Source organism: Ensifer sp. Root1252 (assembly GCF_001425885.1).
Classification (GTDB): Bacteria; Pseudomonadota; Alphaproteobacteria; order Rhizobiales; family Rhizobiaceae; genus Ensifer; species Ensifer canadensis.
The window spans coordinates 336,157-360,882 of the sequence record NZ_LMDT01000001.1 but is presented as its reverse complement, the minus strand read 5'-3'; the positions used below and the strand labels follow the sequence as shown (position 1 = coordinate 360,882).

Annotated in this window: 26 protein-coding genes; all 26 read left to right on the top strand. The window is 60.4% G+C overall.

The window, feature by feature from the left end; all coding sequences use genetic code 11:
• The 26 genes from ASD02_RS39095 (at position 1) to ASD02_RS01665 (ending at position 24,650) form a co-directional block, all read left to right on the top strand.
• Positions 1-156: a hypothetical protein gene (locus ASD02_RS39095; RefSeq protein WP_164474900.1), complete on the top strand. Its 156-nt coding sequence runs from the start codon at positions 1-3 to the stop codon at positions 154-156.
• Complete coding sequence (locus ASD02_RS36655; RefSeq protein ID WP_244494164.1) at positions 153-1,745, top strand: DNA translocase FtsK; 1,593 nt, start codon at positions 153-155, stop codon at positions 1,743-1,745. The genes ASD02_RS39095 and ASD02_RS36655 overlap by 4 nt, the downstream gene beginning before the upstream one ends.
• Entirely contained in the window at positions 1,742-2,506 is a 765-nt protein-coding gene (locus tag ASD02_RS37940) for a hypothetical protein (protein ID WP_156408353.1), read from the top strand. The genes ASD02_RS36655 and ASD02_RS37940 overlap by 4 nt, the downstream gene beginning before the upstream one ends.
• The gene (locus ASD02_RS01775; protein WP_057219939.1) at positions 2,503-2,808 is read left to right on the top strand and encodes a hypothetical protein; all 306 of its coding nucleotides are present in this window, start codon (positions 2,503-2,505) and stop codon (positions 2,806-2,808) included. The genes ASD02_RS37940 and ASD02_RS01775 overlap by 4 nt, the downstream gene beginning before the upstream one ends.
• The gene (locus ASD02_RS01770) at positions 2,805-3,464 is read left to right on the top strand and encodes a hypothetical protein (protein WP_057219938.1); all 660 of its coding nucleotides are present in this window, start codon (positions 2,805-2,807) and stop codon (positions 3,462-3,464) included. Before ASD02_RS01775 ends, ASD02_RS01770 begins: the two co-directional genes overlap by 4 nt.
• 43 nt (positions 3,465-3,507) lie before the next feature.
• A complete protein-coding gene (locus ASD02_RS01765) occupies positions 3,508-4,749 on the top strand; it encodes a hypothetical protein (protein ID WP_057219937.1) in 1,242 nt (413 codons plus the stop codon).
• A complete protein-coding gene (locus ASD02_RS01760) occupies positions 4,733-5,392 on the top strand; it encodes a transcription termination/antitermination NusG family protein (protein ID WP_057219936.1) in 660 nt (219 codons plus the stop codon). Before ASD02_RS01765 ends, ASD02_RS01760 begins: the two co-directional genes overlap by 17 nt.
• 163 nt (positions 5,393-5,555) lie before the next feature.
• On the top strand, positions 5,556-6,374 hold the full coding sequence (locus ASD02_RS01755) for a hypothetical protein (RefSeq protein WP_057219935.1): 819 nt from the start codon (positions 5,556-5,558) through the stop codon (positions 6,372-6,374).
• A gap of 163 nt (positions 6,375-6,537) precedes the next feature.
• The gene (locus ASD02_RS01750; protein ID WP_057219934.1) at positions 6,538-7,194 is read left to right on the top strand and encodes a hypothetical protein; all 657 of its coding nucleotides are present in this window, start codon (positions 6,538-6,540) and stop codon (positions 7,192-7,194) included.
• Positions 7,187-9,307, top strand: a complete 2,121-nt coding sequence (locus ASD02_RS01745; RefSeq protein ID WP_057219933.1) for a terminase gpA endonuclease subunit — start codon at positions 7,187-7,189, stop codon at positions 9,305-9,307. The genes ASD02_RS01750 and ASD02_RS01745 overlap by 8 nt, the downstream gene beginning before the upstream one ends.
• Positions 9,304-9,531, top strand: coding sequence for a DUF6148 family protein (locus ASD02_RS01740; protein ID WP_200964142.1), 228 nt, complete (start codon positions 9,304-9,306; stop codon positions 9,529-9,531). The genes ASD02_RS01745 and ASD02_RS01740 overlap by 4 nt, the downstream gene beginning before the upstream one ends.
• The gene (locus ASD02_RS01735; protein WP_057219932.1) at positions 9,528-11,123 is read left to right on the top strand and encodes a phage portal protein; all 1,596 of its coding nucleotides are present in this window, start codon (positions 9,528-9,530) and stop codon (positions 11,121-11,123) included. The genes ASD02_RS01740 and ASD02_RS01735 overlap by 4 nt, the downstream gene beginning before the upstream one ends.
• Complete coding sequence (locus ASD02_RS01730; RefSeq protein ID WP_057219931.1) at positions 11,120-12,481, top strand: S49 family peptidase; 1,362 nt, start codon at positions 11,120-11,122, stop codon at positions 12,479-12,481. The genes ASD02_RS01735 and ASD02_RS01730 overlap by 4 nt, the downstream gene beginning before the upstream one ends.
• 60 nt (positions 12,482-12,541) lie before the next feature.
• Positions 12,542-13,090 carry a hypothetical protein gene (locus ASD02_RS01725; RefSeq protein WP_200951648.1) on the top strand — a complete coding sequence of 183 codons (549 nt, stop codon included), beginning with the start codon at positions 12,542-12,544 and terminating at the stop codon, positions 13,088-13,090.
• A 68-nt stretch (positions 13,091-13,158) separates the two neighbouring features.
• Entirely contained in the window at positions 13,159-14,097 is a 939-nt protein-coding gene (locus tag ASD02_RS01720) for a Mu-like prophage major head subunit gpT family protein (protein ID WP_057219930.1), read from the top strand.
• Between the two features lie 67 nt (positions 14,098-14,164).
• Positions 14,165-14,659, top strand: coding sequence for a hypothetical protein (locus tag ASD02_RS01715; protein ID WP_057219929.1), 495 nt, complete (start codon positions 14,165-14,167; stop codon positions 14,657-14,659).
• A gap of 2 nt (positions 14,660-14,661) precedes the next feature.
• Positions 14,662-14,994, top strand: a complete 333-nt coding sequence (locus tag ASD02_RS01710) for a hypothetical protein (protein ID WP_057219928.1) — start codon at positions 14,662-14,664, stop codon at positions 14,992-14,994.
• A 2-nt stretch (positions 14,995-14,996) separates the two neighbouring features.
• Positions 14,997-15,437 (top strand): hypothetical protein, encoded by a 441-nt coding sequence (locus tag ASD02_RS01705; protein WP_057219927.1) that lies wholly within the window; start codon positions 14,997-14,999, stop codon positions 15,435-15,437.
• A gap of 9 nt (positions 15,438-15,446) precedes the next feature.
• A complete protein-coding gene (locus ASD02_RS01700) occupies positions 15,447-15,842 on the top strand; it encodes a hypothetical protein (RefSeq protein WP_057219926.1) in 396 nt (131 codons plus the stop codon).
• A complete protein-coding gene (locus ASD02_RS01695; RefSeq protein WP_057219925.1) occupies positions 15,839-16,210 on the top strand; it encodes a hypothetical protein in 372 nt (123 codons plus the stop codon). The genes ASD02_RS01700 and ASD02_RS01695 overlap by 4 nt, the downstream gene beginning before the upstream one ends.
• Positions 16,211-16,368: 158 nt before the next feature.
• Positions 16,369-18,156: a phage tail length tape measure family protein gene (locus tag ASD02_RS01690; RefSeq protein WP_057219924.1), complete on the top strand. Its 1,788-nt coding sequence runs from the start codon at positions 16,369-16,371 to the stop codon at positions 18,154-18,156.
• A 44-nt stretch (positions 18,157-18,200) separates the two neighbouring features.
• Positions 18,201-18,878 carry a hypothetical protein gene (locus ASD02_RS01685; protein WP_244494163.1) on the top strand — a complete coding sequence of 226 codons (678 nt, stop codon included), beginning with the start codon at positions 18,201-18,203 and terminating at the stop codon, positions 18,876-18,878.
• Between the two features lie 2 nt (positions 18,879-18,880).
• Positions 18,881-19,462, top strand: coding sequence for a hypothetical protein (locus ASD02_RS01680; protein WP_057219922.1), 582 nt, complete (start codon positions 18,881-18,883; stop codon positions 19,460-19,462).
• Positions 19,455-19,853 (top strand): hypothetical protein, encoded by a 399-nt coding sequence (locus ASD02_RS01675; protein ID WP_057219921.1) that lies wholly within the window; start codon positions 19,455-19,457, stop codon positions 19,851-19,853. Before ASD02_RS01680 ends, ASD02_RS01675 begins: the two co-directional genes overlap by 8 nt.
• A gap of 185 nt (positions 19,854-20,038) precedes the next feature.
• Positions 20,039-22,033, top strand: coding sequence for a hypothetical protein (locus ASD02_RS01670; protein ID WP_156408352.1), 1,995 nt, complete (start codon positions 20,039-20,041; stop codon positions 22,031-22,033).
• A 28-nt stretch (positions 22,034-22,061) separates the two neighbouring features.
• Positions 22,062-24,650, top strand: coding sequence for a hypothetical protein (locus ASD02_RS01665; protein ID WP_057219919.1), 2,589 nt, complete (start codon positions 22,062-22,064; stop codon positions 24,648-24,650).
• Positions 24,651-24,726: the final 76 nt, after the last annotated feature.

Sequence of the window (24,726 nt, the reverse complement as noted above, 5' to 3'; positions counted from 1 at the left end):
ATGGCGAACTCTCTTCCCCGCCAGATGCTGATCGAGCGCGTGCTGCAGCTTTGGCAGGCCGGCCAACACGACGCCCATGCCATCGCCGCTCTGGTCAACATCGCCGAGCGCGAGGTCTGCGAAATCATCGAACAATCGGAAAGGCGGGCGCTGTGATCGAAGGGCTTCCGAAGGCAATAGGCGACCGTGCCAGACGCATCATGGAAACGGCGCTGACCGAACATCAATTCCGCTGCGAGAACCAGACCGACAAAAGCTCGTGCCGCAACCTGAACGGCCGCCAGTTGCTGCGAAGGGATGCCAAGGATGCGTGGCTCTGGTATCCGTCCGCGAAAGCTTATGAGCTGACGGGGATAACGCCGCCAGCAGAAGGCGAGGGAGGCGATGGCGGACCGAATGTAGATCGCCTCCCTACGCTGCAAGATCCTCAATACCTAGAGGCGGTCGCATTCGTCGCTCGGGAGCGCAAGGCCTCGTCGTCGTTCCTGCAGCGTCGCCTCGCGATCGGCTACAACCGCGCCTGCCAGCTGATCGAACAGATGGAAGAGGCGGGCGTGGTCGGCCCCGCCGGTGCCTCCGGCAAACGCGACGTGTTGGTCGAGGCTGTCAACGGCGGCGATCTGTCGCCGGAGCCGGAAACGATGCCGGTGCGCTATGACGCTTCCGATCTGCTGGCGACGGTCGAGCGGGCGCGGCAGCTGCTCGACGAGGGCGATGTCATCGCCGCCCGCATGCTTGCGACAGTGGTTTACGACCAGGCCAAGCTGGCATCGCAGTATGCCGCGCGGATGAACGCCGGCGAACGGCTGATCAGCAAGGCGCGGCAGCTGCAGGGCGACGCGCTGCTGATCGAGACCCGCGCGAAGATCCGCATGGCGCGCGATTGGGATGCCGCGCAGGCGGCGGGCGTGGCTGCGACGGCGGGCAGAAAATCAAACGTTTCAGACGGGAACGTTTTAACGGCGGCCGACGCCGGGCTGACCCGAAAGGAAATCCACGAAGCGCGCAAGCTGGCGGCGGCCGAAGAGCGGGCGCCGGGTCTCGTCGAGCGTGCCATTCAGGCGCGTATCGAGGCCGGGCTGGAGCCGAGCCGGGCAAATCTTCGCAGCGCCGTCGGTACTCATACCGCGACGAAGGAAGAGCGCGGCAACAACCTCTATGAAACGCCGCCGGAAGCCATGCATACGCTGCTGGCGCTGGAGAAGTTCTCTTCTCTGGTGCGTGAACCGGCCTGCGGGCGCGGGGCGATTTCCGGCTTCATGGAGCGTGCCGGTCATACGCTGATCATTTCCGACCTCGTCGACTACAGCACCGCCGACCAATTTGGCGAGGTCCAGACGGTTGCGGACTTCCTGACTGCCGAGCCCGACGATCAAGAGGCCGACATCGTCACGAACCCGCCCTATGGCGAGCTGCTCAATCGCTTCGTGGCGCATGCCCTGCGCGTCTACCAGCCGCGAAAGATGGCGCTGCTGCTCAACCTCAATTTCCTGTGCGGCTTCGACGACGACGATCGCAACTACGCGATGGATCTTTGCCCGCCGGCACGCGTGCTCGTGTTCAAGCGGCGGCTACCGATGATGCATCGCGACGGGTGGGATGGGCCGGAAGCGTCGAGCCGGATGAATACCGCCTGGTTCATCTGGCAGCGCGACCAGGACGGCAACTATGCCGGCCCGACGACAATCCGCCGCGTCGACTGGAAGGACTATGTGCCGGCCGAGATTTCGGAGGCGGCAGAATGAATGTCCTACCGAATTCGTTCCCACCATCTCGTTTTAAATTCGCGTGTTTGCTGGAGCCAGCTTTCGAACTGGCCTTCAATTATCGCCAATCCGGATGCGATCTGGCTCCAATGCCCGGTCAGCTGGATCTGGTGGGCACCGCATTCTACAGCTTCCCGAAAGTGAGCCGCGTGGGACCTGCAGATCTCAATGTGCTGATCGATGGCGAGGTGGCTGTCGGCGAAAATTCCTATTGTGCGGCGGTAATCCGACAGAAACGGCCCATTCACGGCATCTTCGATTTCTTTGCATGCCCGTTCAAGGAAATACAGGTCGTCATTGTAAGTTGGGGCCTCTGGGGCTTTTTCAAACAGAGTCTTCGTTCGCTTTGCCCGATCCAATACCTGGAATATGGCCTGATCGGCAGCAGTAGCTGTGGCGAGCTGGGGCCGTATCTGCAACTCCAGACTCTCACGTTGGTGCCGATTCATCGTTTGGATAGTTACCCATGCGGCGAGAAGTGCGGCCCAGCCACTCAAGGCCGAAACCCACTCGCGCACACAGTTCGGTGCATCAACAGTGCAATAGCGGGCACCGATGCTCTGGGGATCCACGAGCATCACCGTCGCGAGCGCAATAGCGAGCAAGGTTGCAACGAACCAGCCGTAATAGTGGGAATAGTACTTGCTGCTGCGAGTCATCTTGGGTCTCTGATCTCATCATTGCATACGGTGCTGGTTGATGTTGCAGGCTATGGCTTGCAACGGGTGGGTGCAGAATGACGTCGCTCCTCCCAATTGTCGAGGATTTGCTCGACGCAACAGATGACTGCGAGCGTGCCCGCTGGCTTCTCATGACGCCGAGCAGTGTCCTCTATCGCGACCAGATGCCGATCCGTGCTGCCCTGGTTCGTGCCGGTGTCAGGGTCGGCCTAACCTACTTAGCCGCCGAAATCGCCGCCTTCTGCGCTGTCCGTCGACCCGACGGGACGCTGCGACCTGAAATCACCCATTCACGCGAGATCGCTCGCGCCGATCTGCTCGCCGTTGCTGGCGTTGCGGCAACCCTGGAGGCCGCCCAATGACCGCCGCTAATTCAAGCTATCGCGTATTGGTCGCGTGCGAGTTCTCGGGAACGGTCCGCAACGCGTTCACTGCTCGCGGGTATGACGCATGGTCATGCGATCTGTTGCCCAGCGAAGACGGTAGCAACCGCCATATCGTCGGCGATGCTCGCGACCTGCTGAACGATGATTGGGATCTCCTCATCGTCGCACACCCGCCTTGCACGCGGCTCTGCAACAGCGGCGTCCGGTGGCTAACCAAGCCGCCACGCGACAAGACGCTCGAACAGATGTGGGCCGAACTGGACCAGGGCGCGGCATTGTTCTCGGATTTCTGGAATGCGCCGATCGCCCGTATTGCGATCGAGAACCCGGTTATGCATCGCCACGCCAAGGCGCGAATACGGAACTATGAGGAGTTCGCGCAGAGCGTCCAGCCGTGGCAGTTCGGCCATCCCGAGATCAAGCGCACGTGTCTGTGGCTCAAAAACCTTCCGCCGCTGGAGCCGACCAACATCGTCGACGGCCGCGAGGCCCGCGTGCATCGCATGCCTCCGGGGTCTGACCGTTGGCGTGAGCGCTCCCGCTTCTTCACGGGCATCGCCGAGGCGATGGCGGACCAGTGGCCTGAAGTCATCACGGGCGGCCAGTGCGGCGGCAAGGCGGTGGCGGCGTGACTGGCACGAACAGGACTACGCAATTGAACTTGGAGGCGGCGGAATGAGCCAGGAGGCGACCATTCGCCGTGGCGTACGCAACGCGCGGTATGCGGCGATACCGAACCATGTTTTTGAAGACGCGCGATTATCTATGGAGGCGCGGTGGCTGCTCGGCTACCTGCTTTCGAAGCCCGACAACTGGACTGTCGTAATTGGCGACATCATCAAAAAGGGCAGCTGCGGGCGTGACAAGGCACGCAAGATGATCGCCGAGCTGGTCGAGTTTGGCTATGCCGAACGTGAGCAGCAGCGGGATGACGGCAAGTTTGGTTCGTCTGTCCTCGTGATCTTCGACGAGCCCCGCAACATGCCGGAAAACTTGGCTTCCGGTGGAAGTGTTGCATTTCTACCGCAGACTGAAATGCCGGCGCCGGTGATGCCGTCGCCGGTTTCGCCGGCGCCGGTAAAATCGGCACATAGTAATAACTTAGATTCAGCAAATACTGATTGTAAGAATCTGAGAGAGGGCGTGCGCGAGGCGGAAGGTCAGGAAGATGCCAGTGACCGCCGTAAGATCGAGGATGCATTCTGGCGCGTGGTCAAGGGTTGGCCAGACAGTGCCGGTATGCCGAAGGATCAGTGGAAGCGCGAGTGGTTTGCGCTAACGCCAGACGAGAGGGCCGAGGCCGCTAGGCTGCGTGACGCCTGGTTGGCCATGATTGGCAAGAAGCGCCAGCATATCCCGGTGCCCGGCACCTATTTCCGCGAAAAGCTCTGGCTCGACGTTCCATTGCCCGAAGAGTTGGCAAGACCCGCCAACGTCGTGGCGCCTCCTTACGGCAAGCTCTGGAATTCAACCCGCATCGCCGATTTGCTCTTGCCGCCGACCGGTGTTGTCGCTGGCCCGACGGGCTTCGAGCAGGCGCAGATCAGTGCCGGGAAAACCACGCTGGCTGATGTCATGGCCGAAAAGCGCATGCGTAGCGGTTGGCCGACAGTGAACCTGATGCATGAACGGGCGAGGGACCGGCAGGGCTGGCTATGCCCACTCTCGATCGAGGATGCGGCCAAGGGCTTCGAGCAGGTGCACCGCGATTCAGAGCGCATGGAAGCATGGCGGCGCGAGCACAAGCGTCGTGGATGGCCGTTCTTCGACGGGCGTCTGCCTGACTGGATTTACTTCCCGGCGATCGATGCCGGCGAGGATCTCGACCGCGCTGTTGCCGAAGCGGTCGACCGATACCGTGAACAGATTTCTGACTATCTCGCAGCTAGGAGCAAGGGCGATGATCATGCAGCGTAACGTTTCCGAAGGTGCTCCGATTGCTGTCTACTCTGGCGAGCGGTTCGCGGAACGCATGCGCCGAATCACCGGCTGCTTGCTCGACGAGGGCGCGCTGGTGACCCTGAATTGCCGAATCAATGGCGGCATGGCGCCGTGGTTTGCCCTTCGGGTTTGGACTGGTCGTGAAAAGGCGGTGGAAAAGACCCTCGAAACGATCGGCGTTCGGTCGCTTGTTCCGATGCGTAAGGGGCCGGATTTGCGGCGCCGTGGCCGCGTAATCGAGGGCACGATGATGCCTGTCATCCATGGCTATGTGCTCGCCCAGATGCTTCCAAGGGCCGAATATCTGACCGGTTTGCAGGGCATCGAACATGCGATTGACGTGCTCGGTGGATGTGAGCGGCCCATGCGTATCAGCGACAAGGAAGTCAGTAGATTCAATTCTCTGGCGCTTGGCGGAACCTACGATTGGGAGCGCCCTGCTGACCTGATGGTAACTGCTGGTGAGCCTGTTTGGATAACGGCTGGACCCTTCAACAATCAGAAGGCAATCGTGGTCACACCCAACAGGAAAGGCCGTGGTGATGTGGTCGTAGCGATCAGCTTCATGGGTGGCGAGGTGCCGGTGACGGTGCCTCTTGCGTTGCTGAAGAAGTTGTGAGAGTCATTTCGTTACTGGATGAGCTGATGATCCTGCAGTGAGCCTCTGAGAACGCACGAGAGTGCGGGGCGAATAGCCCGAGGTCGGTACACCGGTCAGCCCCCGCCTTGATAGTCTCAGAAGCGAGACACCGATTCAGGGCAAGTGCTACAGCTATGAGAAGATGACAGGCGGCCAAGAGGTCGCCTTTTTCATATCAAGAGATATGGACTTTCAATTCCAGAGCAACATCGCTGAATGGACGCGTGGCCTAGAGGATATCTATAAACGCCAGATCCCGTTCGCGACGGCGCAGGCATTGAACGATACCGTCGAGGATCTGCGTGATTACCATCGCATGATCCTGCCCATCATCTTCGATAGGCCGACGCGCTACACTTTGAACAGCCTGCGGGTATTGAAGGCCAGCACACGACGCGACCTGGTCGCGGGTATCTACTTCAAGGAAAGCAATCGCAGCGGCAGTCACTATCTCATGCCGCAGGTCGAAGGTGGGGCGAGGCCACGCAAGGCTTTCGAGCGCTGGCTGATCCAGCGCGGCATCATGGCCTCGAATGAGTACGCAGTGCCAGCATCTGGCTTGAAGCTCGATGCATACGGCAACGTCTCGGGCAGCGTGATCACCAGCGTTCTGTCGCAGCTGTTCGCATCACCAGATGCACATCAGTGGGAGACGGCACGGTCTCGCAAGCGGGCTGGCCCGTCCCGTCATCGCTACTTCGTACCTCAGGCCGGTAGTTCACTGCGTCGCGGGATCTGGCGGCGGAAGGGAAAGAACGCGATCGAGCCTGTGTTCATCTTCGTGTCGTCGGTCACGTATCGGTCTCGATATCAGTTCCACGATATCAGCCAGGAGAGAGCACAGATGCTCTTCCCCATGCACTTCGAGCGACGACTGCTTGCAGGCATCGAAGATCAGCGGGCCTACCGCATCCGCAATGACATGGCCGCTCCCGCTTCGGGATGGTCAATGCCTCGCTGACCAGCGATCTGGACGGCGACGAGCTACATCGAACCCCGACCGGGCGGGTCGCGGGTCCTCCCAGCGATCCGAAGGCCCGCGAGGTAGTTCGAACCCCGATCTGTTTGAGTATTTGGCGCGGCCGACGGGCTGCTTTTTCCATTGTTGTTGTTGTGGTTCCTAGATGGCCGATGAAACCACTGTTCTGAACGACGATCAGCTGCGCGACCTGGTCGGTCGATATCCGCTGCCCGAAGGCGTGGTCGATTGCAGCATGACGCGCGAAGAGCTTGCTGAGGCGCTTGCTGTTTCGCTTCCGACCATCACCGAATGGATCGGCAAGGGTATGCCGGTCAAGGAAATGGGCGGGCAGGGCCGGCCCTATCAGTTGGTGCTGTCGCATTGCTGGGCGTGGCGGCAGGCTTGGAAGGCGCAAGAAGATCTGCGGTCCGACCAGGTGAAGAAGGCGCAGGCAGCAATGCGCCTCGCACTGGTCGGTGGGTCGGCCGGCGATAGCGAAATGGCGCTCGACCCGAAGACGCGCAAGGAAATCCTGTCGGTCCAGATCGAGCAGGAGCGCTTTCAGCGCGAGCGCAACGAGCTGCTGCGCCGCGCGGATGTCGCGGAAGCATTTGATACCCTTCTCGGTCTCGTTCGGGACACGATGGAAAGCGCTCCGGACCGCATTGAGCGGCGAGAAGCGATCCCGGCGAAGGTGACGGATGCACTCGTCGAGGTCTGTGACGACATGCTCGCCGAACTTCGCCGGCGTGTAGAAGACTTCTGGTCAAAGCGACCAGTTCAGGAAATTCGACAGGCTCGGGATTTGTTCGATGCATAGCCCTCCTGCCTGGTTGCGGTTCCTGCCGCCATCGCCGCCTCCGAAGTTTGCAGATCCCGGCGACCTGATCATGGAGCGCCTCGGCAGCCTGCGGCCAGCCTTGCGTATCGATGTTCCGACCTGGGCTGAAAGCAGTCGCCGTCTTTCGACGAAGGAATATCAGGGCCTCTGGAAGAACGATTTCGCGCCGTACATGACCGAGCCGTCAAGCATGGTCACCTCGCGGAAGTACAGAGCCGTGGTTTTCGCTGGCCCGGCTCGAACATCAAAGTCGGAGAGCCTTGTTCTCAATGGCATCGGTCATCGTATCGATTGCTCTCCGGCCGACACATTGGTTGTCTGCCAAACGAAAGACAGCGCGAAGGCTTTCTCTGAGAAGAAGCTGGCGCCGATGCTCAGGGCAAATCGAGATCTTGCCGCCAAGCAGCTAACGAGCCGGGGTGCGGACAACATTCACGAGAAGAAGTTCCAGGGGAACATGAACCTCGTGATCGGGTGGCCGGTTATCGGCTACTTCAGTCAGAACGAATACACGTTCGTCATCCTGACAGACCGCGACCGCATGCCGGATGACATCGACGGCGAAGGTGATCCGCTCACGCTTGCAAAGAAGCGGACACAGCAGGCCGGATCGCTCGGCATGGTGGTCGAGGAGGGGTCGCCGGGTCGGATCATCCAACAGGACGATTGGAAGTCGGAAACACCGCACGAGGCCCCGCCATGTTCCGGCATCTTTGCGGATTACAATCTTGGCACGAGAGGCGCTTTTTACTGGTACTGCCCTTCATGCAACGAGCCGTTTCGACCGGAGTTTGATCGACTGCAGTGGGAGACGAAAGCAACCCCCGCCGAGAGTGCGCAGACTGTCGAAATGGTCTGTCCGAACGGGTGCTGTATCCCGCAAGCGCACAAATTCGAGTGCAATCGGACCGGCGTTTGGTTGCATGAGACGAGCGACGGTAAAGACGTCTGCGAGATCGGCGATCGCAACATTCGGGACGCAGAGATTGTCTCCTATCGTTGCGAAGGTCCCGTTGCGGCGATGCAAAACTGGGAACAGCTCGTTTCCACATACCTCGAAGCGAAGGCAAAATTCGACGCTACCGGCGACGATACTTCGCTGAAAGCAACGATCACGCTCGACCATGGCAAGGCGTATTTGCCGCTTGTCAGGACGATCGGCGAATCTCTCTCGGAAGACACTCTGACAGCGCTGGCGGAGCGATATCCGCTCAAGATCGCGCCGGCAGAAACGCGCTTCATCACTGTGGAAGTCGACATTCAGATCAACCGCTTCGTTGTGCAGGTCGATGCCTGGGGCGAGGGGCTTGAGCGTTGGCTGATCGACCGCTTCGACATCGCACAGCCGCCGGCGACGGCCCCGGGCGGTGAGCGCGACGAGAAGGGCAATACACGTCGAGCGATCGACCCGGCCCGCTACTTCGAGGATTGGGACGCGTTGCCGCCGCTGCTGCACCAGCCTTATCCGGTCGCCGGATCTGATTTTTCGTTGATGCCAGTGGCGATGATCATCGACTCCGGTGGTCGGCCGGGGGTCACGCCGAACGCGTATCGCTTTCTGCGCCGTTCGAACCGTCAGGGCCTCGGGCAGCGCGTCTATCTGGCGAAGGGTAGCGCGCGCATCGAGGATCGCGCTCGCCACACAGAGCCGGAGAAGGTGCTGCAGCAGAAGGGCAAGAAGATCAGCGATGTGAAGCTGGTGTTCATCAATACCGACAAGGTGAAGGACGAAGTCGTTGTCGGGTTGACGCGAAAAGAGGCTGGCCCCGGCAAATTCCATTTAAGCGAGCACCTGCCTTCTCAGGTTTTCGCCGAGCTGTCATCCGAAGTTCGGACGGATAGTGGTTGGGCACCGCGCAAGAGCAATCTGGCGAACGAAGCCTTCGACTTGGCCGTCTACGGCAAGGCTCTTGTGATCATCCTCAAGGGTGAAAGCATCGACTGGAGCAACCCTCTGAAAATGCCGCATTGGGCAAAGCCCATCAACGAGAACAGCTTCGCGGTGCGATCGCAGGGCGAAGCAAAGACATCAGAACTGATCCACCCTGCGCCGGTTCGCCGCCGCCGCGTTCTCTCTCAAGGTATTCGATGATGGCTGGAATTACTCTCGACCAGGCGCAGGCTCAGCTTGAGTTGTGGCTGAACGCCAGCATGGCGGTTGCGAAAAAGCAGTCCTACTCGATCGCGGGCCGCTCGCTGACGTTAGCCGACGCCGCCGACATCCAGTCCAGCATCAAATATTGGAACGACATGGTGCAGAAGCTGGCGGCCGCCGCGAGCGGTCGCGGCCGCATCCGGTATGGAGTTGCGGAATGAAGGCGCCACGTTTTCCGGCCGGTCGCTCGGGCTCCTCCGCGCGCATGACGCTGCTTGATCGGGCCATCGCCGTGTTTGATCCTGTGCGGGCGGTTCGCCGGCATCAGGCTCGCACGGTCCTTTCGCTTGCGACTGGGGGCTTCAAGGGTGGAAAAAAGGGCCGACGGCAAACTGCCAATTGGGACGTCGACGGCGGCAGCGCAAATCAGGACACTGTCCCGGATTTGCCGACGCTTCGGGCTCGTTCACGCGATTTGCGTCGCAACGTACCGATCGCGACCGGTGCCATCGCCACGCGGATCACCAACGTCATCGGCGAAGGCTTGCGGGTCTATCCGCAGGTCAATCGGGAAGTTCTCGACCTGACTGTCGACCAAGCCCGCGAATGGAACCGGGCCGCCAAGGCGGAGTTCGAGCTTGCGGCATGGACAGCGGACTTTACCGGGGTCCAGAGCTTCGAGGAGTTGCAGGCGCTTGTGTTTGGCTCCACCGACGAGTCGGGTGACGTGTTTGCCATCCGTCGATACCGGAAAGATCCGGGCGACACCTATGGCACGAAACTGCAGATCGTCGAGGCTGACCGCGTTTCCAATCCGAATTTTGGCATGGACAGCGATACACTCGTCGCCGGCGTCGAGACCGACACCAATGGTATCGTCCGGGCCTATCATGTGAGCGACCGCCATCCTGGCGATCTCTTCCGAAAGGCGATGAACTGGCGGCGGGTGCCGGCCTTTTACAACGACGGGCGCCCGATCGTCCTGCATCTGTTCAAGCGGCTTCGACCGGACCAGGCGCGTGGTATTCCCTATCTGGCGCCGGTCATCGAGATCCTGAAGCAATTTGGGGAATACACCGACGCCGAAGTGCAGGCGGCGGTGATCTCGGCCTTCTTTACGGTTTTCGTGAAGGGGGCGCCCGATGGATCAACCGGCCCATTGCCCATGCCCGAAGGCAATAGCGGTTCGGATAAGGACGAAATAAAGCTCGGCGCCGGCGCGATCGTCGGGCTGGCAGACGGTGAAGACGTCACCATTGCAAACCCGAACCGGCCCAATCCGAACTTTGATGCCTTCACCATGGCGCTGTTACGCCAGATCGGCGTTGCACTCGAAATGCCGGTCGAGCTGCTGATGAAGCATTTCATGGCGAGCTATTCGGCCAGCCGTGCGGCGCTCGAAATCGCCTGGCAGACATTCCGCCGCGAACGCGCATGGTTGGTGAAGAGCCTTTGTCAGCCCTTCTACGAATGGGTGATTGAAGAGGCGATCTTGACGGGCCGCCTGCAGGCGAAGGGCTTCTTTGATGATCCGGCCATCCGGGCAGCATGGCTTCGCTCAGATTGGTACGGCCCGACGAAAGTGTCGCTCGACCCGAAGAAGGACGCCGAAGCCGACACAATCGACATCGGTAACCGGACGAAGACCCGCCAGCAGATCATTATGGAGCGCACGGGCGGCGACGTCGAAAGTAAGCACGAGCAGCTCGCCTATGAGCGGGATCTTGCCGAGCAAAACGGGTTGATTGCCTCGCCGGCGTCGGCACCCGATCTGAACCCTCCGGCTACCGATGACGAGGAGAAGGAAGAATGAACCCGATGACACTCGCAATGATGCAGGGTTTTATCCAGCAGCTCGGCGCCAGCGGTCCCTCCGGTCTTTCGCCTTGGGCTGTGCGCGGCGATGCGGTTGCCGCCTCGTTGCAGACTGTTCGCGCCATCCGCCAGCCGCAGCAAGCGGGCGGCGCGGCTGCTGCAGTTTCGACAGTCAATCGCCGCGGCACACCGCTCGGTAATGGCACCTTTGCGACGCGGGTCGGCAACGTGGCGATCATTCCCGTGATTGGTCCGCTCGTTTCCCGCTTCAGCTGGCAATACTGGTCCTATGACGAGATCGTGCGCGATCTTCGGATGGCAGCGTCGACGCCCGGCATCGAGGCCGCAATTCTCGACATGGACACGCCCGGGGGCATGGTCGACAACGTCGATGCAGTCCCCGCCGAAATCGCCCGATTGCGGGAAAAGATGCCGGTCTATGCGCACGCCAATTTCTGCTGCAGCGCCGGCTACTGGATTGCTGCCAGCACCGACAAGGTATTTGCAAGCAAGACAGGTCTCGTGGGGTCTGTCGGCGCGTTGATCCGATATGTCGAGATGGAAGGCATCCTGACGCGGCTCGGCGCCAACGTCGTCGAGGTCATTGCCGAGCAAAGCCCCAACAAGCGGCTCGCACGCGACAGTGAGGAAGGGCTTGCCGAACTGCAGGCCATCGCCGACGACGGCGCTGAATTGTTCATTCAGGGTCTCGTCGAGAGCCGTGGGGTCACCCGCGAAACCATCCTCGAAAACTACGGGCAGGGGCTCGTGTTTACGGCCGGTGAAGCGCTTCGCCGTGGCCTGGTCGATCAAATCGCATCCCTCGAAGAAGTTCTGACGGATCTGGCGGGCCGTCAGGAAAATTCAAGCCTCGCGGCTCCCGCCACCGCGAAAGCCGGAACCGAAAAGGAATCCACCATGCTTACACTTGAAACTCTGAAGGCGGAGCATCCGGATCTCGCTTCCGCCCTTCGCGCGGAGGGCGCCGCCGATGCTGCGCAGACCGAACGAAACAGGCTGATCGGGATCGACGACCAGGCTGCCGGCCTTACCGGTCACGACGAACTGATCAAGGCCCTGAAGGCCGACGGCAAGACCACGCCAGCAGAAGCTGCTCTGCAGCTGCTTGCTGCTGAGAAGGGCAAGAACAAGGAACGTCTGAAGGGTCTGCAGCAGCTCGACCAGGCAGCAGCCGGCGTCGAAAGCCTGCCGTCTGGCGGAACCGGCGGCAATTCGCAGTCGTTCCCCAAAACCCCGGAAGGCTGGAAAGCCGAGTGGGATGCAACGCCGAAGCTGCAGGAAGAATTTCCGACGGCGGAATCCTACATAGCTACGATGAAGCGCAAGGCCGCCTAAGGGCGACCTCTTCACCCCTCAGGCCCGTTTCGGGCGTTTCCAGAACGAAGGACTATCACCATGAAAACCGTGTATTTCGCGGTCGGCTTCGCGCTTCTTGCCGTCGGCTGCATCGCACTGCTCTCGCCCGATGCCGCAACCCATCTCGCGACCTTTTCTCCGGCCGATGGCGTCGGACTTGCGATGGCGACGCTCGCCGTCAACAAGACCCGCGACTATCAGATGGGCGACAAGGAAGAGTACCCGGCCGTCGCCGGCGATATCATCTACCAGGGTGCCGCCGTTGGCGAGAATGGCTCCGGCTATGCCCGCCCGCTCGTTGCCGCTGATCCGTTCCTCGGCTTCGCGGAAGCAATCGCCGACAACTCGGCGGGAGCTGCCGGCGCCATTAATGTCAACGTGCGCAAACGCGGCAACATCGTGCTGCCGATCTCTGGCCTCGCGATCACCGCCAATGATCGTCCGGCAGTCTACGCCAGCGATGACGACACGTTCACCCTGACAGCGACGAGCAATACGCTGATCGGCTACGTATCCCGGTGGGTTTCGACCGGGGTTGCAGTCGTCGAGTTCGACTCTGCCCTCTGCAAGGCTGCTCTGCAGGCCTAATCCACCCTTCCACAACCTGACCGCTTTTCATCGACGGGGTGCGCCCCCGGTTTCGAAAGGACACTTTCATGCTTCCTCAACAGCACCAGAAAATCACGACCCGGGGCGTGCGCGGTATGATCCTCGCTCGGCTCGATACCGGGCCGGCGAATTGGATCAACGACATCGCCATGCGCGTCACCTCCGACCAGGCGGTCGAGAACTACGCATGGCTCGGCTCGGCTCCGGCTCTGCGCGAGTTCATCGGCGGTCGTACGCCTGCCGAGCTGGCGGAACTGAGCTTCACGATCACCAACAAGGATTACGAAGGCTCGATCCTGATCAAGTCGAAGGATATGCGCCGCGACAAGCTCGGCGTCATCACCATTCGCGTCAATCAGCTCGCCGATCGTGCCAACGATCATCCGGCAAAGCTGCTTTCGGCGTTGATCATCGCCGGCGAATCCACCGTTTGCTACGACGGCCAATACTTCTTCGATACCGATCATTCCGAAGGCAGCAGCGGCACGCAGTCGAACAAGATCAACTCGATCGCCGCGACAGCAGCTACGCCGACGGTGGCCGAGTTCACCAAGGCCGTCATGGCAGCCATTCAGCAGATGTACTCGATCAAGGATGATCGTGGGGAGCCGACGAACCAGAGCGCCACCGAGTTTCAGGTGCAGGTTCCGGTCACCTTCATGGCCGTGGCTCTTGAGGCTGTCACGGCATTGCTCGGCGAGGGCGGAAAAAGCCAGACCATTCCGGCGCTGAAGGGCAAGTTTTCGATCACGGTCGTTCCGAACCCGCGTCTCAACTGGACGACCAAGTTTGCCGTGTTCCGCACCGACGAGGCGGCAAAGCCGTTCATCCTGCAGGAAGAGGATATCCCGGATGTCGTCGCCCTTGGCGAGGGCAGTGAGTTCGAGCAGCTGAACAAGGAGCAGCTGTTCGGCATCGATTGGACCGGCAACGTCGGTTACGGTTACTGGCAGCTCGGCTGCCTGGTCACCTTCACCACCTCCTAATCGGCTTTCGCCCGCGCGGCCCGTCTAATGGCGGGCCACCTTTCCATTCCAATTAGGGAATACCACCATGAAATTTGTTGTCGTGGGCGATGTCGTGCGCTTTGCCGCCGGTCAGGCGCTCAAACTATCCGCAGCGCAGATCGATGCGCGGCGCCACGCGCTCGAAATCGCCGATAGCGAAAAGGGCGAAGTGATCGTCGCCGGTCCTGTCGAGTTCAAGCGCGGCGAGGAAATCGGCCTCAAGGAAAAGCTCGAAGAACTCCCGCGCAGCCTTTCCGACGTGCTTGAAGCCGCTACAGGCAAGGCCAGGAGGCCCGCCAACAGCAAGCCCGGGAAAGGTGATGCTGGCAAGCCCGCCGATCAGAGCGGCGGCGGCGATGACGATCTCGATGCATTGGAGAAGGCTCTGGAAGATGCCGAAAAGACGCTGAACGAAGCCTGCGCCAAGCATGGCATCGCAGAGGGCGCAGACCCGTCCGACGAGCAAAAAGCGCTCGTGGCCGCTGAACTTGCTGCCTACCAAGCAGCCAAGACGGCCTTTGATGCCGCGATCGGTGACTGATCGTGGCCATCGAGACAGATGCGGATCGCCTCCTGTTCCTTGATGAAGACGAGTTCGGTGCATCTATTGTGTGGACCTCAGCCAGCGGCAGCAAGCCGGCTGCAAGCTGCATCTTCGATGACACATTCGTCGCGCTTTCGGCAGGTGAACTGGAATTTACGCAGGAAGGCGGGCGGGTGCAGGTCACCATGCGAACACGTGATGTTCCTGGTGACGCCGAACATGAGGACGGCGCCACGGTTTCAAGCGAAATGCTCGGATCGAAGGCTTTCCGCGTCGTCGAGTTTCAGCCGGACGGTACGGGAATGACTGTTGTACGACTGCTGGAGGTTTGATCGTGGCTCATATCCGAACACAGCTGCGGTCGCAGGTCGTCGAAATCCTCAAGGGAAGCGCACTGGTTGGCAACCGAGTACACGCCTCCCGCGCTCGGCCGCTCGGTCGCAATGAGCAGACGTCGGCTTTCGTCTACACGTCGACAGAGCAATCCAGCGATATCGACACGGATGGCAACCAGTTGCGCCAGATCCGCGTCAAGATCGATGTCGTGACCAAAGGCGACGAGGCCGGCCGTCAGGACGATCTCGATGGTTTTGCCATTCACGTTGAGCAGGCATTCGCCAACGATCCCACGCTGGGCGGCATCGCGTCGGCCAGTGAATACCGCTCGACCGATTTCGGCGCGAATGTCGAGGGCGAGAAGGTGCTGCAGGTGATGTCGATCCTCTACGAGGTCGCGGCAATCACTCTGAACTCCAATCCTGAAACCATCCGCTAGGAGGCTCCAATGGCAGTCCATCACGGCAAGAACGGCAAGGTGAAGATCGGCTCTGCCGCAGTCGCCGCCGTTCAGAAATTTTCCGTCAACCAGAACATCGAGGCCGCCGACACGACGGTGATGGGATCTGATTGGCAGACGCATCTCGTAGGCGTTCCGGGCTGGTCTGGCTCGGTGGAATGCCTCTATGATCCGGCAGACACCAACGGTCAGGTAACGCTCGGCATTGGCGACTCCGTCACGCTCGCCCTTTACACCGACGGCGATGCGTCGGGTAAAAAATACCTGACGGGAACAGCGTCGGTCACGTCCATTCCGATCGAGACGGATATGAAGGGTGCCGTCAAGATCAGCTTCAACATACAGGGCAATGGTCCTCTGGATATCGCCACGGTGACGCCATGAGCATCATCGACCAGGCGAAATCCCATTTCTCCGCGACCGCGTCGAGCCATATCGACGTGCCTGAATGGGGGCAGGCTGGCAAACCGCTTCGCATCTTTCACCGGAGGATGACGGTGGCGCAGCGCCGGCGCATCTGGCGTGACGAAAGCGGCGCAACTGTTGACGGCAATATTGCAATCGTTCGCGCGGTGTTGTTTCAGGCGGTCGATCGTCAGGGAAAGAGGCTGTTCGACGATATGGACGAACATGCTCTCACGCACGAGGTCGATAGCGAAGTCGTCGCGCGAGTTGGCGCGCAGATCCTCGGCTTCGTGAAGGGCCAAGCGGTCTCGGCTGACAGCCTGGTTGGTGAAGCAAAAAACGACTGAGCGGCGATGCGGAGCTGATGCTGATGTATTCGCTCGCCGCAAGACTGAACAAAACCCTCTCTGAAATCGAAGCGATGCCGGTCGACGAGTTTGTCGGCTGGATCGCCTATTTCGAGATCACCAAGCCGGAATAGCCGGCGGCTTTTCGAGGTTCACCGATGTCCGGCCAGATGTCTGATCTGATGTTCAACATCGTCGCGCAAGACCGCACTCGAATGGCGTTCGATGCGGCGAACCAGAACGCGGATGGATGGGCGAAAAAGACGGGTGCGGCTGCTCGCGAGGCTGCAAAGAGTGTCGAGATCGCCAAAGGCAGTGTTGGCAATCTTGCTGCGCAATTTAGCGATATCGGCGTGCAGCTCGCGGGCGGTCAATCTCCGTTTCTGATCGCCTTGCAGCAGGGCTCTCAGATCGGGCAGGTTCTCGGCCCGCTTGGTGCTGCTGGAGCGGTCCAGGCTCTGGGTAGCGCATTTCTTTCGCTACTCTCGCCGGTCAATCTTTTGACCATCGGCACGATTGCTCTCGGTGGCGCCGCTTTCGCCTACTTCTCTGACCTCGCCGGCGGTGGTGCGGACGCTGAAGGCACGCTGGAGCGCCAGCGCGATCTGATCGGTCAGGTGGCCGATCGATGGGGCGACGCGGTGCCAGCGTTGAAAGAGTATGCCGACGCACTGGAACGTGCAGAGGAAATTGCACAGATTGGTGAAGCCAGCACTGCAGCCGCAAGCCGGCAGTGGGACGGCTTGCGCGGGCAAATTGGCGATCTCAATGTCGAGTTCGCGGATCTTGTGTCGTTGCTGCAGGCTGCGGGCGTTGAAACCGAAGGCGTGACGGCATTGCAGGAAGCCTTTGGCGGGCTCCAGCAAAAGATCGCGGAAGGCGGTGCGACGGCCGAAGATGCCGAAGCCGTTCAGGCGGCGTTGTTCGCATTGTTCAAGCAAACGGGCATCCCTGCAGTTGACGCCCTCATGGGCCGTTTTGCTGGCTTGGCTCAGCAGATCACGTCGGCGAGCAATGCGGCAGCAAAGTTCAACCTCGATCGGCTCGCGGTCACCGGCCTCTATCCAAGCCGTGGTGCTTACGGAAATGTTGATCGCAGCGCCGACGGTGCCATTCAGGGCGGCGGTTCGCAGTTCCTGCCGGGCGGTCGCGTCCCGACGCCGGAAGGCCGTGGCACTCCTGAACTGTCAGGATTTCCGTTCGAACGAATTGGTGGTCGCAGCGGTGGGCGCGGCGGCGGCAAGAGCGATGAAGAGCGCCAGGCCGAAAACATTCAGCGCGCTATCCAGTCGCTTGAAGATGAGCAGAAAGCGCTCGGCAAGAGCAAAACCGAGCAGCGCATCATGCAGTCTCTTCGGCGCGCGGACGTGGATGCTACCAGTGCGCAAGGGCAGCAGATCGCCAATCTCATTACGCAGATCGAATCCGAGAAAGAGGCCCTCAAGGGCGCAAAGGAAGCCGGCGACTTCATGCGAGATGCCCTCAAGGACAGCTTTTCAGACCTCATTCCGGAAATCGAAACCGGAAATAAGGCGCTCGATAGTTTCATCAACAAGCTCATACAGGCCAGCGCTGAAGCGATGTTCTTCGGCTCTGGTCCGCTCGGGAGTTTCTTTGGTGGCGGTGGGGGCTTCCTCTCCAGCTTGTTTGGCGGTGGGCGCGCGGTTGGGGGTGGCGTCGATCCGTGGCGAGACTACCTCGTCGGCGAAAACGGTCCCGAACTCATTCGCATTGGTAGCCGCGGTGGTCGTGTCGGTGAGGCGGGCGGCGGCATGTCGAACGCACAGCCTATGGTCTATTCGCCGACTTACAACATCAACGCACAAGGCGCCGACCAGGCAGCAATCGCCCGACTCGAGCGCGGCCTCGATGCGCGCGACCGGACCGAAAGTAAGCGGGTTTCCGGCTACCAGCATACGGCATCGACACGCGGAACGAGGGCGTAATGGCCAGATTGATTTCCATGCCGGTTGGCTTGGCGCCTCGCGCCATGGCGCCGCTCTCCGGGCCGCGTGCGATAGGAGCTTCGGCGAATACATCGACAGGAAACTTTACCCAGAGCGTAGCCTCGCCATTCGGTGCCTGGCGCTGGCAGTTCACGTTTCCTGTTTCCAAAGATTCGATGTTCCGTCGCTACCGAGGATGGGTGACGGCTCTGCATGCCGGCGCCAATGCGACCCGTGTCAACTTCGGTGACCCGGATATGATGACGCTGCTGGAGGCGGGGCTTTCGGTCTCTCCGCAGCAGAAACGCTTCGGTCTTCCATGGAGTAATGGTGAGGGGTGGTCGAACGGCCAAAACTGGCGGCCGACCGCGCCGGTCGTGAAGCTCGCTGGAGCGTCGGGCTTCGATACCTCGGTCTTCTATCTCCAGAATCAGGCATGGGGCCATCGTCTCGGGATGGGTGATTACCTCGGCTTTTTCCCGCTTCATTTCGGGCTTTACACCGTGACCGAAGAGCTTGGCGACGGCGCCTATCGGATCTGGCCGCCGCTGCGCAAGGCGCTGACGGTGAACGACTATGCAACGCTCAATCCGGTGATGGCGATGCGGCTGGAGAGCGAGGATGGCGCCAGTGCTTCACGGGGCATTGCTTATGCGGAGGAAGCGACCGTTACCCTGGTCGAGGTGTTCGACTACGACGTGCGCGACTATTTCACGGATTGATCATGGCAAGCCTGTTTTCGGAAGAAGACCTGGAATTCCTGCGCCGGCCTCACATCGCTCGGGCGTGGTTTGCCGACCTAGATCTGCCGTCCGGTCGCTGGAAGCTGCACAACGGCGTCGGCCGTAAGACGGTGGGCGGGTTCGTGTGGCGCGGTGTTTCCGATCCCGGAGGCGGGCAGCTGGTCTCTATTGATGCTGTCGAAGACCCCCGCTTCGGGCAGGCGGCGAAAGTCGACATCGTGCTCTCCGGCGTGAACATCGAGTTCTTGCGATCCGTGAAAGATCAGGGTCGCGAGATGGAAGGCAGGCAGGCCGATATCTATTGGTGTGCCTTCGACCAGGAGACGCAAGAGGTCTGGTCCTCGGGCCTGAAAAAGATGTTTCCCGGCTATCTCTCCTCTCCGAAGATTCGTTGGAGTGGCATCGGCGCGCGCACTGTTTCGTTCACGATCGAGAGCCTCTGGCATTCGCAGAACTTCCCCTTTGGCGGCAAGTGGAATCCCGCCGACCAGCGGGCACGGTATCCCGGCGACAAGGGGCTCGATTTCGTTGGTGTGAAGGTTCAGGAGATCATCCGTGCCTGATATCGCAGAAGAGCTGCGGCGCTTCCTAGAGGAAGCGCAAAACGAACCTTGCGTCTGGGGTGCGTCGGATTGCTCCCGCTGGGCTGCTTCCTGGGTGGCGCGCGTGCGCGGTAAGGACGTGCCATTGCCATGCTGGGCCACCAAGGAAGAGGCCCACGACCTGATTGCGCAGGCGGGCTCACTGGAACAGTTGTGGTCCGAAGCGCTGTTCGTGTTCGGTCTCCGAGAATGTGGCGCGCCCCAGCTCGGCGACGTCGGCATTATTGAAACCGCCCGCTTCGGGCAGGTGGGCGGCATATTTATCGCCGGCGGATACTTCGCCTGGCGGGCAGAGATGGGCGTCATCTATCTGACGCCTCGGCAGATCGTGAAAGCCTGGGCCATTCTATGAAATCCGTGAGATTGCTGTTTGCCAGCGGCGCATCGTACGTCGCGATGGCCGCCGACGCCCATGCGGACCCCGTGTCGCTGATCGCGACAGCTATTCATGGATTCCTGCTTTCGAGCACGGCGGTTGCAGCAACTGCGGCAGGCGCGATTGCGACGATCGCCGCCAACGTCATTGTCGGGGGTGCCGTGATCGGTCTGTCGCTGGTCGGCGGCCAAAGACCAACAGGCACGGTGAAGGCGGCCGACGCGAAGAACACCTTCGAAACGGGCGAAAGCTCCGTGATCGAGGGGCTCGGTCGTGTTCGTGTCGGTGGTCTCAAGGCTTTCGGCAACACGGATGGCTCTACGCGATGGCGCCTCGTTTGCCGTCTGCAGGGGCCGATTGATGCTGTTGAGGCCTACTTCGTCGGTGGTCGCGAGGTGACGATCGATGCCGATGGCACGGTCACGACACCGCCATGGGCTGCGCCCGGCGGTTCCTGGTTGGTGTGGCAGGACAAAAAGGGGAACGGTACAGAAACTGCTTGGCCTGAACTCGTCACGGCTTTTTCTTCACTCTGGACTTCGGCCCACCAGGTGCGTGGGATCGCGCAGTCTCTGCTGACCTATAAGAACCCGGGGCTCGCGGAACCTAAGTACCTTTCGCTCTACCAGGGCGGTGTGCCGGACACAGAGCAGCTGATCCGGGCGTCGTTGATCTACGATCCGCGCGACGAAGACCAGGATCAGGACAACACCGCAACATGGAAATGGAGTGAGAATGGTATTCTCGGCGCCGCCCATGTGCTCCGGCGTGATCCGGCTTTCACGTCGGACCGCTTCGACTGGCCGTTGATCGTGACGCAAGCGGTGAAAGCTGACGTGAATGTCGCGACGAAAACCGGAACGGAAAAGCGGGCGCGTATCGGCGGTATGTGGGCATGGGAAGGCGCGCGGCGCGAGACCATGCAGGATATGCTCGACTCTATCGGCGCCGAGATCCGCATGACTGCGGCTGGCAAAATCTGGTTTGAGCTGATCGACGACAATCCTTCGTCGGAACTGAGGCTTGGACCGCGCGACATCGTCGACCTCGATTGGGCATCCGGTCCCGAGGCGGTGGAGCGACCGAACATTTGCCGCGTCAGCTACTACGCGCCAGAGCGCAATTATGAGATGGCCGACATCGACATGACCGGCATCGCATGGGCGCGGATTGGTGACGAGGTGACGCGCTATGGCCCGAAATACTTCGATGTTGCGCTGCCCTTTTGTCCGTCCGCAAGTCAGGCGCAGAGGATCGCCCGTCGGCGCTTCCTGCTGGCACGTGGTGACACAGGCGTTGCGGTAACGAATATGGCCGGGCTCGCTGCCTGGGGTCTTTGCTACGGCGAGGTGGAGTTGCCGGATCTCGGTGATGTGGAGAAGGTGCGTTTTTCCCCGCCACGCGTAGATGACGGGCGGGGTTCTGTCGAGGTGCCCTTTGCCGTGTGGCCGAACCTCCCTGCGTGGAACCCGGCGACGGATGAGGCTGTGGCACCTGAGCCGATCCCGGATATGCAATACGAAAGCTCGCTGCCGACGCCAGATGCGCCGACTGCGGCTGTTCAGATTACCTATCCGGTAGCCGGCACCAAAGAATTCCGTGTTGCCTACACACTTCCTGCCGTTACCTACAGCACGGTCGAGGCGACTTGTCGGGCCTACAGCGGTGGTCTGCCGGGGGCGTGGCTACCGATGGCGGAGCAATCGAACTTCGCGCACATCACGGCAGATTTCCTCGGTCAGGACGTTGATGCGCGCGTGCGCATCTTCAATGGCGACGACGCGAGTTATTTTTCGCCAACCTTCAATCAACTCGGTGTAGTCGACGACACACCTTGCGGGCAGCCGACCGTCGTCTCCGGCGGCACCAGCAGCGGTGGTGTTGGCGTCGTCCTGCTCAACGTTACCGTCGAGGCCAGCGAACTGCGCTGCGCCTCGATAAGGCTCGATCGCCGCATCAATACGGGCTCTGGCTTCGGCGCCTGGTCGACGCGCGCGGAGCAGGATGTGCGGCCCTATCAGGACCGGACGTTCAATGACAGCTACACCAACCTAAGCACGGCCACCCACACCGTGGAATGGCGGTTGGTCACCAAGACCAGCGGCGGCGTCGACGGTACTCCGCGCACATATTCAGTCGGCGTCTCGTCGCCCTGATCCGTAAGCTCATCATCTGGAGATTTTGATGTCTGTTCTATCGAAGACAGCAGTGGACGTCTTTGCGCCTGAAACTGCGGGTGGAGACGTCCGGTCGGTCGACAATATCGACGCGCAGCGCTGGGGCGTTGAGCTGGAGAATGCCGTCTCCGCGCTCGTTCTTTCCACCAACGCGGCGGTCGTGAAGGCGACAAAACTGGAGCTCGATGCTGTCGCCGGTGCTTATGAAGAGGGCGATGTCGGCCTTGTCATTACCGATCCTGTCGAGGCGCTACGTGGCGTTTATAAAAAGAGCGGCGGCTCGTGGGTGAAGCAATCTGATCTGCCGTCAGATGTGGCGAGGGTAGCAGCTGCCAATGCCGCAGCTGCGGAACTTGGTGCCGAGGCAGCCAAGACGGGGGCGGAAGGGGCGCGTGATCAAGCGGAAGACTATCGCGACCAGGCGGCGGCTATCGTCAATGACATCGCCCAAGAAAAGGAAGTGCCGATCGTCGGCACAGTCCAAGGCTTGTCGGCGCTGACTATCCCTGCCGGGATGACGGCTATTCGTTTCAACGGGTATGCCACGATGGGCGATGGTGGCGCATGGCCGCTTGCGATCGAGGTTTCGAACTCCGGAACGCTCGAGGCGTGGCAGCGTCAGTCGAATGGCGGGACGCGTAGGTGGCAGCTAGCAACTGACGCACCGACCATCGTCATGTTTGGTGGCGCAGACACCAATTCGGGTGACAACGTTAATCCGGCTATCGCCTTGCGTGATTTTGTGACGTCGGATTCTCGCATGCGCTACCCGCGCAAAACGTCGACGGGCATATATGCGATGTCGGCTATTCCTGACCTCAACGGACAGTATATCGACGTCGATGAAGGCGTCTCGCTCAAGGGAGTGCTGCCCAGGCCTCATTCGCCAGGAGAAATGCTCTCATCGGCTAACCATCCTAAGGTCACCCGACGCACAAAGATTCAGGCCCTCGACAACAATGGCTACGATATCTGGTTGAACCCGGAGTACATTCGGACGCTTGGTCAGAAGGAAGGGTTTATCTCCGAGGGTGACCTTCACCGCCCTGTGGTATCTCAACTTAATCCTAGTGGCTCCGACCTTTCCTTCTACACGTTGGTAGACGGAGCCGATACGTTCACCACCCAGGCGGCAAGTGGAGCCAGTGCCCAGTCTGTCACCTGGAACCTTACTGCATCCACGAACTGGAACGTCTCGTTGCGCAAGGCCCTTTGGGCTGAAGAAATGCAGGTTGAGTTCAGCGCAAAAACAGGAGCGTTCATGCGCGTTGCCTGCGTTCGCTGCCAGGATAGATACTACCTGATCTATGGCTCCCTAAGTGGGAATGCTCTTAACTGGCGGATGAAGCCCAACAGTGTCGCGCTCTCTAGCGGATCGTTCCTTATTCCCGGCGGCTCTACGCACCTCAGCCAGCAGCCGCAGAATGCGCTCTGGTCTATCCAGGTTATCAACCCAAATGCCTTTGCTGTGCTCGTCAATGGCGTGCGCGTAAAGGTATTTGAGACTGCTTCACCAATCACGGAGTTCGGTTTCGGCGTTCAGGGCAACGCAGCGACCAACGTAACATTGACCGGATGGACGCTGAAAAAGGCGAAGCGGCTATCTGGAGCAGGCGAAGCCCGCATTTTGGTGCTGGGCGATAGCACCGCTGCGGACATTTATGGCGGTTGGCCGATCATCATGCGCAGGCTACTGGAGGGATCTTCCGGTCTTTCCGTGCCGAAGCTTACGAATCGTGCAGTGGGCGGCTGGAACAGCAAGCAGGTGTTGGATGACCTGAACGGTACCGATACTTCGTTCTGGACCACCGCAGGCTATGCGAATCTTGACCTAACGGAATACAACGTCGCCTGCCTCATGGTGGGTGCCAACGACATCCAATCGAACCAGAACCACATCACGTTTACCCGCGCGAATGTGGACGGGATAGTCGATTACCTGCAGGCAGCAGGCATCAGGGTGGTCGTCGCCATGCCGTCTATGTTCTATTCCCAAGCTCTTGGTGGAGGAACCGGCAGTGCAACGAACTTTTATGAAAACGGAGCCATTTACCGAGTGCAGATCGAGACCTCTGTCGGTCTGCAAGGTGAAATGCTCGCGGAGACCCTCGCAGGGAAGGGCCATATCCTTGGCACCTACAAGGGGAGCAATCCATTAGCATTCGATCAGCGTCTTCGAGACAATATCCACCAGACCGATGGTGGTTACGTCCTCGATGCCTACAATATGGCATGCGGAGTTGCGGCGGCACTGTGCCCGGAAACCACGAAAAAAACCGTCCGGAAGACGCTGTGGGGCGGCGCGTCTGTTGCCGGCTTCACTCTTGCCGGAACCAGTGCATTTGCCAGCGACGACGCCGGCAGTATCACCCTGCAGATGAGCATGTCGTTCAGTTCGCAGACATTGAGCAACACGCTTGTCTATACGCTTCCACCTTCACTGCGGCCTGCGGTAACACTCGGCTTCATAGCTGATAGCGGCGGCACGGGTGTTATCGCCAGGGTGACGATAGACTCCATAAGCGGCGAAGTCCGCATTACGTCGAGCGGCGCATTCTCTGGGGTCAATATTCTTGTGACGTACGCACGGGAGTGAATCATCACTTAGGTTCAGATGGGAGAGATTTTGCAATCCAGGGTCTGATCGGCATTGCCTCAAGGCCGATGCAACG

Excerpts from the sequence above, each read along its gene's own strand:
- ASD02_RS01720 (WP_057219930.1), top strand. The coding sequence starts at position 13,159 with ATGCTTCCTCAACAGCACCAGAAAATCACGACCCGGGGCGTGCGCGGT.
- ASD02_RS39095 (WP_164474900.1), top strand. The coding sequence starts at position 1 with ATGGCGAACTCTCTTCCCCGCCAGATGCTGATCGAGCGCGTGCTGCAG.
- ASD02_RS01700 (WP_057219926.1), top strand. The coding sequence starts at position 15,447 with ATGGCAGTCCATCACGGCAAGAACGGCAAGGTGAAGATCGGCTCTGCC.
- ASD02_RS01715 (WP_057219929.1), top strand. The coding sequence starts at position 14,165 with ATGAAATTTGTTGTCGTGGGCGATGTCGTGCGCTTTGCCGCCGGTCAG.
- ASD02_RS01775 (WP_057219939.1), top strand. The coding sequence starts at position 2,503 with ATGACGTCGCTCCTCCCAATTGTCGAGGATTTGCTCGACGCAACAGAT.
- ASD02_RS01755 (WP_057219935.1), top strand. The coding sequence starts at position 5,556 with ATGACAGGCGGCCAAGAGGTCGCCTTTTTCATATCAAGAGATATGGAC.
- ASD02_RS01735 (WP_057219932.1), top strand. The coding sequence starts at position 9,528 with ATGAAGGCGCCACGTTTTCCGGCCGGTCGCTCGGGCTCCTCCGCGCGC.
- ASD02_RS01750 (WP_057219934.1), top strand. The coding sequence starts at position 6,538 with ATGGCCGATGAAACCACTGTTCTGAACGACGATCAGCTGCGCGACCTG.
- ASD02_RS01745 (WP_057219933.1), top strand. The coding sequence starts at position 7,187 with ATGCATAGCCCTCCTGCCTGGTTGCGGTTCCTGCCGCCATCGCCGCCT.
- ASD02_RS01770 (WP_057219938.1), top strand. The coding sequence starts at position 2,805 with ATGACCGCCGCTAATTCAAGCTATCGCGTATTGGTCGCGTGCGAGTTC.
- ASD02_RS37940 (WP_156408353.1), top strand. The coding sequence starts at position 1,742 with ATGAATGTCCTACCGAATTCGTTCCCACCATCTCGTTTTAAATTCGCG.
- ASD02_RS01690 (WP_057219924.1), top strand. The coding sequence starts at position 16,369 with ATGTCCGGCCAGATGTCTGATCTGATGTTCAACATCGTCGCGCAAGAC.
- ASD02_RS01730 (WP_057219931.1), top strand. The coding sequence starts at position 11,120 with ATGAACCCGATGACACTCGCAATGATGCAGGGTTTTATCCAGCAGCTC.
- ASD02_RS01665 (WP_057219919.1), top strand. The coding sequence starts at position 22,062 with ATGTCTGTTCTATCGAAGACAGCAGTGGACGTCTTTGCGCCTGAAACT.
- ASD02_RS01695 (WP_057219925.1), top strand. The coding sequence starts at position 15,839 with ATGAGCATCATCGACCAGGCGAAATCCCATTTCTCCGCGACCGCGTCG.
- ASD02_RS01725 (WP_200951648.1), top strand. The coding sequence starts at position 12,542 with ATGAAAACCGTGTATTTCGCGGTCGGCTTCGCGCTTCTTGCCGTCGGC.
- ASD02_RS01760 (WP_057219936.1), top strand. The coding sequence starts at position 4,733 with ATGATCATGCAGCGTAACGTTTCCGAAGGTGCTCCGATTGCTGTCTAC.
- ASD02_RS01680 (WP_057219922.1), top strand. The coding sequence starts at position 18,881 with ATGGCAAGCCTGTTTTCGGAAGAAGACCTGGAATTCCTGCGCCGGCCT.
- ASD02_RS01740 (WP_200964142.1), top strand. The coding sequence starts at position 9,304 with ATGATGGCTGGAATTACTCTCGACCAGGCGCAGGCTCAGCTTGAGTTG.
- ASD02_RS01765 (WP_057219937.1), top strand. The coding sequence starts at position 3,508 with ATGAGCCAGGAGGCGACCATTCGCCGTGGCGTACGCAACGCGCGGTAT.
- ASD02_RS01685 (WP_244494163.1), top strand. The coding sequence starts at position 18,201 with ATGGCGCCGCTCTCCGGGCCGCGTGCGATAGGAGCTTCGGCGAATACA.